Below are 8,456 nucleotides of genomic sequence, written 5' to 3'. Positions count from 1 at the left end.
GCGGTGCCGGCCGGGCGGTGTGTTCGGGGCTGGGGGGGGGCCCGCCCGGTGGCGGGCCGCCCAGCCTGCTCAGCGGCCCGCTCAGGCGGCCGGCAGGGCCTCCAGGGCGGAGTTCAGCCGGCGCAGCGTCTCGGGGCGCCCGAGCAGCTCCATCGACTCGAACAGCGGCGGCGAGACCCGGCGGCCGGTGACGGCGACCCGCAGCGGCGTGAACGCGAACTTGGGCTTGATGCCCAGCCCGTCCACCAGCGCCTCGCGCAGCGCGGCCTGGATCGGCTCCGGGCTGAAGTCCGCGAGCGCCTCCAGCGCCTTGACGCTGGCCTCCAGCACCGGGCGGGCGTCGGCGGTCAGCGCCTTGGCGGCGTCGTCCGGGTCGACGGTGAAGTCGGCCGGGTCGACGAACAGGAAGCCGGCCATGTTCACGATCTCGCTCAGCACGACCATCCGCTCCTGGGTGAGCGGCGCGATCTTCGCGAGCAGGTCCAGCTGCTCGGCGGTCGGCTCGGCCGGCAGCAGCCCGGGGGCCTGCAGGTACGGCACCAGGCGGCGGACGAAGTCCTCCGGGGCCAGCTTGCGGACGTGCTCGGCGTTGATCGCCTCGCACTTCTTCAGGTCGAAGCGGGCCGGGTTGGCGTTCACCTTGGCGATGTCGAAGGCGGCGACCATCTCGTCGATGCCGAACAGGTCGCGGTCGTCGGCCAGCGACCAGCCCAGCAGGGACAGGTAGTTGAGCAGGCCCTCGGGGATGAAGCCGCGCTCGCGGTACAGGTTGAGCGAGGCCTGCGGGTCGCGCTTGGAGAGCTTCTTGTTGCCCTCGCCCATCACGTACGGCAGGTGGCCGAAGCGCGGGGTGGTGCCGTCGCCGACGCCGATCTCGGCGAGCGCGGCGTACAGCGCGATCTGCCGCGGGGTGGAGGAGAGCAGGTCCTCGCCGCGCAGCACGTGGGTGATGCCCATCAGGGCGTCGTCCACCGGGTTGACCAGGGTGTACAGCGGGGCGCCGTTGGCCCGGACGATGCCGTAGTCCGGCACGTTCTCCGGCTCGAAGGTGAGCGTGCCGCGCACCAGGTCGTCGAAGCTGAGGGTGCGGTCGGGCATCCGGAAGCGCAGGATCGGCTCGCGCTTCTCCAGCTTGTAGACGGCGACCTGCTCGTCCGTCAGCTCGCGGCAGTGGCCGTCGTAGCCGGAGGGCTTGCCGGCCGCGCGGGCGGCCTCGCGGCGGGCGTCCAGCTCCTCGGTGCTGCAGTAGCAGTGGTAGGCGTGGCCGGCCTCGTGCAGGCGGCGGGCGACGTCGGCGTAGATGTCCATCCGCTGGGACTGGCGGTACGGCTCGTGCGGGCCGCCGACCTCCGGGCCCTCGTCCCAGTCGAAGCCGAGCCAGCGCATCGCGTCGAGCAGCTGGTCGTACGACTCCTCGGAGTCGCGGGCCGAGTCGGTGTCCTCGATCCGGAAGACCAGCGTGCCGCCGTTGTGGCGGGCGTAGGCCCAGTTGAAGAGGGCCGTGCGGACCAGGCCCACGTGCGGGTTCCCGGTCGGGGACGGACAGAAACGAACCCGGACGGCCGGGTTGCCCGCGGCGGAGCCGCTGAGCTTTTCACTAGCCACGCTTGATCACCTTGTTGGTGAGAGTGCCGATGCCTTCGATGGAGACGGCGACCTCGTCGCCGACGTTGAGCGGGCCCACCCCTGCGGGCGTGCCGGTGAGGATGACGTCGCCGGGCAGCAGCGTCATGGCCTCGGAGATGTGGACGATCAGCTCGGCGACCGAGCGGACCATCTGGGAGGTGCGGCCGGCCTGCCGGAGCTCGCCGTTGACCGTGCAGGTGACGGCGAGGTCGGCCGGGTCCAGGTCGGTCTCGATCCACGGGCCCAGCGGGCAGGAGGTGTCGAAGCCCTTGGCCCGGGCCCACTGGCCCTCGCGCTTCTGCACGTCCCGGGCGGTGACGTCGTTGGCGCAGGTGTAGCCGAGGATCACCTCGGGCACCCGGTCCAGCGGCACCTCGCGGCACATCCGGCCGATCACCACGGCGAGTTCGGCCTCGTGCTGGACGTCCGAGGAGAACGGCGGGTACGCGATGTTCTCGGTCGGGCCGATCACCGAGGTGGACGGCTTGAAGAAGGTGAGCGGCACGTCCGGGACGTCGTTGCCCAGTTCGGCGGCGTGCGCCGCGAAGTTGCGGCCGACCGCCACGATCTTGTTGGGGAGCATCGGGCTGAGCAGCCGGACGTCCTGGAAGCGGTAACTCTCGCCGGTCGGCTGGGGCTGGCCGAACGGGTGGCCGGCCAGCGCGTGGACGACCAGCGAGTCGGGCTGGGAAGGGTCGCCCTCCACCACGCCGAAGGAGACGCTGCCGGCGGCAGGGCTCCCTTCCCGGACGGAAAACCTGGCAATGCGCACGGCTGGGATACCCCTCGCTTCGTCGACCGCCCGGGGCGCGCCCGGGCGCTGGTGGGCGCCTCGCCCACGGTGGGCGCGGCCCCGTCAATCGTCGTCCAGGCTATCGCGTGGGGCCCCGGCTGACCCCTTTGCCCCTGTTCAGCGCGGTCGGGCCGCGAGCCCCGGCGACCGCCCGGGAACGCCGCAGGGCGCCGCGGCCGCCCTCGGTGGCTCGGCCGCGACGCCCTGTCGGAGCGGGGGTCGGGTCAGTCCTGCACGACGACGGGCGCCGGGGCGACCATCAGCTGGGTGCGGCGCGGGTTGGCGGTGCTGGCCGGCAGTTCGGTGCCGTAGGTGACGGCGTCCTCGGGCTTGCGGGCACCCGGGATCGTGCTGAAGTCCGCGACCGAGGCCAGCGTCGTCCGGCGCGGGTTCGCCGTGGAGCGGCAGGGCAGCGTGGACTTGGTGGCGGCCTTCTTCGCCTGGGACATCGAGAGCACCTCGTGGTCGCGGCCGGTCGGATCGCGGCGGATCGTCACCGGCCTGATTGATTCCGAATGATTCGGAGGGGTTCTGGGCAGGCTGATCGGGGCCGTGCTCCGGAGACAGCCAGGTTACGAGATCTCATTCCACAGGGACCGTGACCAAAGCTACACATTAGACTGTGATTTTGATCACAAATTCATGAGCGAATTGCAGATATCCGACATATCGCCGCAACGGTATTTTCCGGCATATCTCCGATAACGGTCATTCCGGAAGGTCTGTGACTCTTTTCGATCTCGGGCCGGGTTGGCATGTATCCGGCGAGTGTCCGAAAAATGCGGTATTCCGGTCCTGTTACGGCACAGTCAGTGAAGTCACGCACGCGTTCGGTAGCGCCGCGCGGCGTGTCCTGGCGGCCCTTGTTGGGATTCCCCGGCTGTGCTGGAATGCCACGGACCGTGGGTAGGGAGAAGTCCACCCCGGCGACGCGCTCACCCGGACCAGCCGGGGAGCGGAAGGAAACTCGACACCGTCCGGTCCGCGGCGACGCGGCGGGACGCCCGGTCCAGAGGTTGCGACGCCAGTGCAGGGACGTTTCAAAAGGGGTAGCGGCGCTGCGGGTAACCCGGAGTCGCACGAGCCCGTGGCAGCCCCCCAGCAGGCGGCGGCTCCCGGCAGCCCGGCCGAGCCGGTGGTCCCCGAGGCCCCCGGCCACCCGGAGGACGACGGCCAGGAACGGAAGTCCGCCCGGGACAAGCTCCGGACCACCCTGACCCGGCGACGGGCCACCGGTCTGAGCCGGCTCGCGATGCGCAACTGGCGCATCCGGACCCGACTGATCGCCCTGCTCGCCCTGCCCGTCCTGGTCTCCCTGGTCCTCGGTGGCCTGCGGATCCAGGCCTCGATGCAGAACTCGCAGCAGCTCTCCCAGATGGCCAACCTGTCCGACCTGGCCAAGAAGGCGACCAACCTCGCGGACGCCCTGCAGACCGAGCGCGACATCAGCGCCGGCTACATCACCGCGCGCCCCAACGACCCGCTCGACGACGACATCGTCACCGCCCGCAGGGCCACCGACGACCTGAGCCGCACCTTCACCGCGTCCTCGGACAAGTTCGAGAACCTCGAACTCTCGGGCGGGAAGGCGCTGCTGTTCCAGATCCGCAGGGACCTGAACTCGATCTCGGACGCGCGCAACACGCCGTACCAGAACAACCAGAACATCCAGTCGACGATCACCGCCTACGACGTGATCATCCGCGACCTGCTGGCCATCACCCAGGACATCGCGCTCGCGTCGAACAACACGGACCTGCTCGTCGCGACCCGCTCGCTGCAGCAGTTCTCGCTGGCCAAGAACGCCACCTCGCAGCAGCGCGCCCTGATCGGCGCCGCACTCGCCAACCCCAAGGGCCCCGACCTCAGCCCCAGCGACGAGTCCTTCGGCATCCGCCTGCGCACCTCGTACGACAACTCGCTCACCAGCTTCAACAACATCTACACCGCGCACGACCTGGACAACCTGCGCGGCCAGCTCAGCTACAACTCGGTGATCGCCGACGCCGACCGGTACGCGCGCTCGATCCTCCAGCCGAGCGGTATCCACCAGACCGACCCGGTGACCTACAAGGACTGGTACGAGAAGGCCAGCGCCAAGATCACCGCCGAGCGCCGGATCGAGTCCAAGCTCATCGAGGACCTCGACGGCAAGGCCCAGGACCTCCAGTCCCAGGCCGACACCGAGGCCATCATCATCGGTGCCGCCATCGCCCTGGTGCTGCTCGTCGCCCTCGGTGGCGCCGGTCTGATCGCCCGCTCGATGGTGCGCTCGCTGACCCGGCTGCAGGCCGCGGCCGAGGACGTCGCCGAGCGCCGCCTGCCCGAGCTGGTCAAGACCCTCTCCGAGAGCGACCCGCACGACGTCGACACGACGGTCGAACCGGTGGCCGTCGACTCCACCGACGAGATCGGCCACGTGGCGCACGCCTTCGACATGGTGCACAGCGAGGCCGTCCGCCTCGCCGCCGAGCAGGCCCTCCTGCGCGGCAACATCAACGCGATGTTCACCAACCTCTCGCGCCGCAGCCAGGGCCTCATCCAGCGCCAGCTGTCGCTCATCTCCGAACTGGAGAGCCGCGAGGCCGACCCGGACCAGCTGGCCAACCTCTTCAAGCTGGACCACCTCGCGACCCGCATGCGCCGCAACGGCGAGAACCTCCTCGTCCTCGCCGGTGAGGACCCGGGCCGCCGCTGGACCAGGCCCGTCCCGCTGGTCGACGTACTCCGCGCCGCCGCCTCCGAGGTGGAGCAGTACGAGCGCATCGAACTCGCCGCCGTGCCGTCGGCCGAGGTCGCCGGCCGCGTCGTCAACGACCTCGTCCACCTGCTCGCCGAGCTGCTGGAGAACGCCACCTCGTTCTCCAGCCCGCAGACCCGCGTCCGGGTCACCGGCCACGCGCTGCCCGACGGCCGCGTCCTGGTCGAGATCCACGACACCGGCATCGGCCTGAGCCCCGACGACCTCGCCGAGATCAACGAGCGCCTCGCCAACCCGCCGACGGTGGACGTCTCGGTCTCCCGCCGCATGGGCCTCTTCGTGGTCGGCCGCCTGTCCCTGCGACACGGCATCCGCATCCAGCTGCGCCCCAGCGACTCCGGCGGCACCACCGCGCTGGTCATGCTCCCGGTCGACGTCACCAACTCCGCCGACCGCCGCGGCCCCGCCCGGCCCGGCCCCGCCCAGGCCAAGCAGCAGCGCGGGGTCGCCCCGACGCCGCGCCAGCAGCGCCAGGTGCCGCCCGGCCAGGGCGGCCCGGCCGCGCTCGGCCAGGGCCCGGCCGGCGGCGCCCCGCAGGGCGGCCGCCCGCAGCTCGGCCAGGGCGGCCCGACCGCTCCGACCGGCCCGACCGGCCCCGGTGCTCCGACCGGACCGAACGCTCCGGGTGCTCCGGGTGCTCCGGGTGCTCCGACCGGACCGGGTGCGCCTGCCGCGCCCGGCGGCCGGGCCGGCGGCCTGCCGACCCGCCAGGTCGGCAAGTCGCTGCGCGAGAACCCCGTCCAGCCGGGCCAGCAGGGCCCGGGCCAGCAGTCCCAGGGACCCCAGGGCCCGGGCCGGCAGGCCCCTCAGCCCCAGGGCCAGAAGCCGACCCAGCAGGCCCCGCAGTCCCCGCAGCCCCAGCAGTCCCCGCAGGGCGGCCTGCCGCAGCGCGGCCCGAACCGGCCGGGCCCGGCGCAGGGCGGCCCCGGCGGCCTGCCCCGCCGCGGCCAGCAGCAGCCCGCCCAGGGCCAACCCGGTCAGCAGCAGCCCGCCCAGGGCCGCCCCGGCCAGCAGCAGCCCGCCCAGGGCCGCCCCGGCCAGGAACGGCCGCGCCCGGGTGGCGAGTTCGACGGCGGTCCGGGCCCCCGGACCGGCGAGCAGCCGCAGCACGGCCGGCCGGGTCGGCCGGGCGGCGCTCCGCAGCAGCAGGGCGCCCGCCCGGGCAACCGCCCGCAGGAGGGCCTGCCGCAGCGCAGGCCGGCCCCGCAGGGCCAGGGCGGCCCCGGTCAGGGCGGCCCGCAGGGTCAGCCCGGTCCGCAGGGCCAGCGCCGCCCGCAGCGCCCCGGCCCGGACGCGCCGCAGCGCGACCGCCAGCCGCAGCTGCCGCCACAGCAGCAGGCCCAGCCGCTGCCGTCGGCCGAGCCGGCGCCGATGGAGAGCACCCAGCAGTTCGCCCGGCCGCGCTTCGAGGCCAGCCAGATCGACCCGCGTGACCCGCTGGGCCTCGGTCTGGTGGAGCCGGTGCTGCCGAACCCGGCGCGTCCGGAGCCGGTCCGTCAGGAGCAGGCCCGGCCCGAGCCGGTGCGCCAGGAGCAGGCCCGGCCGGAGCCGATGGCCCTGCCGACCGGCCCGTCCGGGGGTGCGGCCGAGCAGCCGTGGTACCCGCAGGAGGGCGGGCAGGAGGCGCGGCCGCGGACGTACCAGCCGCGCCGGCCCGGCACCTCGGCGCCGGAGTTCCAGCCGTCCGACCCGCAGAGCCGACAGGGCCGGCCGGCCCAGGCCCAGCAGCCCCAGGCTCCGCAGCAGGCCGCGCAGGCTCAGGCCCCCCAGGCTCCGCAGCCCCAGGCCCCGCAGCAGGGCCAGCAGCCGCAGGGCCAGCAGCAGCCGCAGCAGGGCCAGCAACCGCAGCCCGGCACCGGGGACGCCCCCTGGCGCCCGTCCGCGAACGACGAGCGCTGGCGCCGCGCCGAGCAGGTCCGCGAGCCCTCGACCAGCGGCGTCACGATGTCCGGTCTCCCCCGGCGGACCCCGCAGGCCAACCTGGTCTCCGGCACCGCCGAGGCCTCGCCGCTGACCGGTCCGCAGGTCTCCCGGGCCCCCGAAGAGGTCCGCGGCCGGCTGACCAACCTGCGCCGCGGCATCCAGCAGGGCCGCCGGGCCGGGGCCGAACAGGCCAACCAGCCGGGCTCCCAGCATGGTGCCCAGCAGCCCGGATTCGATAGTTTCGGTGGCCGGACCGACGGCAACGGCGCAGATCACCAGGAGCGTTGAGTTGAATCAGATGAGCCAGGCCGCACAGAACCTGAACTGGCTGATCACCAATTTCGTGGACAACACCCCCGGGGTGTCCCACACCGTGGTGGTCTCCGCCGACGGCCTCCTGCTGTGCATGTCCGAGGGCTTCCCCCGCGACCGCGCCGACCAGCTCGCAGCCGTCGCCTCCGGCCTCACCTCCCTCACCTCCGGCGCCAGCCGGATCTTCGAAGGAGGCGAGGTCAACCAGACCGTCGTCGAGATGGAACGAGGCTTCCTCTTCCTCATGGCCGTCAGCGACGGCTCCGCCCTCGCCGTACTCGCCTCCCCCGACTCCGACATCGGCCTCGTCGGCTACGAGATGGCCCTCCTCGTCGACCGCGCCGGCGCCGTCCTCACCCCCGCACTCCGCGCGGAACTCCAGGGCAGTCTCCTGCACTGACCGGAGTCCGAGCGGGATCCGTCCACCGTCCCACCTCCCCCGCCGGGTCCGACCCGACCGGCCCCGGCGTCTCACCCTCAGCTACCCTCAGGCAGCTGATCCCGCCTCAGCTGGCACCGCCCCAGCTGGAACCGGCTGCCCAAGGCTGCAGCACAAGGAGGACCCATGACCCCGCCCTCGACACCCGCCGGCTCGTACGGCAACGGGTACGGCAGCGGCTACGGCGGGCAGCAGTCCGACGGCTACGAGCAGCAGCCGCTGGTCCGCCCGTACGCGATGACCGGTGGCCGCACCCGGCCCCGGTACCAGCTCGCCATCGAGGCCCTGATCTCGACCACCGGCAACGCCGAACGGACCGGCGGCCTGCTGCCCGAGCACGCCCGGATCGTGAACCTCTGCCGTGAGGTCAAGTCCATCGCGGAGATCTCCGCACTGGCCGGTGTCCCGCTCGGTGTGGCCCGCATCCTCGTGGCCGACCTGGCCGAGGCCGGCCTCGTCGCCATCCACCAGCCCGCCGCCGCGGGCGAGTCGGGCGGAACGCCCGATGTCACGCTGCTCGAAAGGGTCCTCAGTGGACTTCGCAAGCTCTAACGCGGCCGCCCCCACCCGCGCCACCACCTCCGCGAAGATCGTCGTCGCGG

Annotated in this window: 6 protein-coding genes; 3 read left to right on the top strand and 3 right to left on the bottom strand. The window is 72.9% G+C overall.

What is annotated here, in order from left to right:
- Nucleotides 1-81 precede the first annotated feature (81 nt).
- From gltX to ACFWPI_RS38875, 3 genes are all read right to left on the bottom strand, one after another.
- On the bottom strand, nt 82-1,605 hold the full coding sequence (gene gltX, locus ACFWPI_RS38885) for a glutamate--tRNA ligase (protein ID WP_363375967.1): 1,524 nt from the start codon (nt 1,603-1,605) through the stop codon (nt 82-84).
- Nucleotides 1,598-2,398: a fumarylacetoacetate hydrolase family protein gene (locus tag ACFWPI_RS38880; RefSeq protein WP_063347716.1), complete on the bottom strand. Its 801-nt coding sequence runs from the start codon at nt 2,396-2,398 to the stop codon at nt 1,598-1,600. The genes gltX and ACFWPI_RS38880 overlap by 8 nt, the downstream gene beginning before the upstream one ends.
- 245 nt (nt 2,399-2,643) lie before the next feature.
- Nucleotides 2,644-2,916 carry a hypothetical protein gene (locus ACFWPI_RS38875; RefSeq protein ID WP_347878533.1) on the bottom strand — a complete coding sequence of 91 codons (273 nt, stop codon included), beginning with the start codon at nt 2,914-2,916 and terminating at the stop codon, nt 2,644-2,646.
- 590 nt (nt 2,917-3,506) lie between these two features.
- On the opposite strand from ACFWPI_RS38875, the gene ACFWPI_RS38870 reads away from it, so the two are divergent.
- From ACFWPI_RS38870 to ACFWPI_RS38860, 3 genes are all read left to right on the top strand, one after another.
- Nucleotides 3,507-7,391 (top strand): nitrate- and nitrite sensing domain-containing protein, encoded by a 3,885-nt coding sequence (locus tag ACFWPI_RS38870; protein WP_380380241.1) that lies wholly within the window; start codon nt 3,507-3,509, stop codon nt 7,389-7,391.
- Nucleotides 7,392-7,401: 10 nt separating this feature from the next.
- Nucleotides 7,402-7,815, top strand: coding sequence for a roadblock/LC7 domain-containing protein (locus ACFWPI_RS38865; RefSeq protein WP_030057391.1), 414 nt, complete (start codon nt 7,402-7,404; stop codon nt 7,813-7,815).
- 165 nt (nt 7,816-7,980) lie between these two features.
- Nucleotides 7,981-8,406 carry a DUF742 domain-containing protein gene (locus tag ACFWPI_RS38860; RefSeq protein ID WP_063347718.1) on the top strand — a complete coding sequence of 142 codons (426 nt, stop codon included), beginning with the start codon at nt 7,981-7,983 and terminating at the stop codon, nt 8,404-8,406.
- Nucleotides 8,407-8,456 lie beyond the last annotated feature (50 nt).

The sequence above is a fragment of the Kitasatospora sp. NPDC058492 genome (genome assembly GCF_042720685.1).
Lineage (GTDB): Bacteria > Actinomycetota > Actinomycetes > Streptomycetales > Streptomycetaceae > Kitasatospora.
This window is presented reverse-complemented; position numbering and strand designations above follow the sequence as displayed.

What these genes read in the sequence shown, in the direction of transcription:
- ACFWPI_RS38865 (WP_030057391.1), top strand. Translation starts at nt 7,402, where the DNA reads ATGAGCCAGGCCGCACAGAACCTGAACTGGCTGATCACCAATTTCGTG.
- ACFWPI_RS38860 (WP_063347718.1), top strand. Translation starts at nt 7,981, where the DNA reads ATGACCCCGCCCTCGACACCCGCCGGCTCGTACGGCAACGGGTACGGC.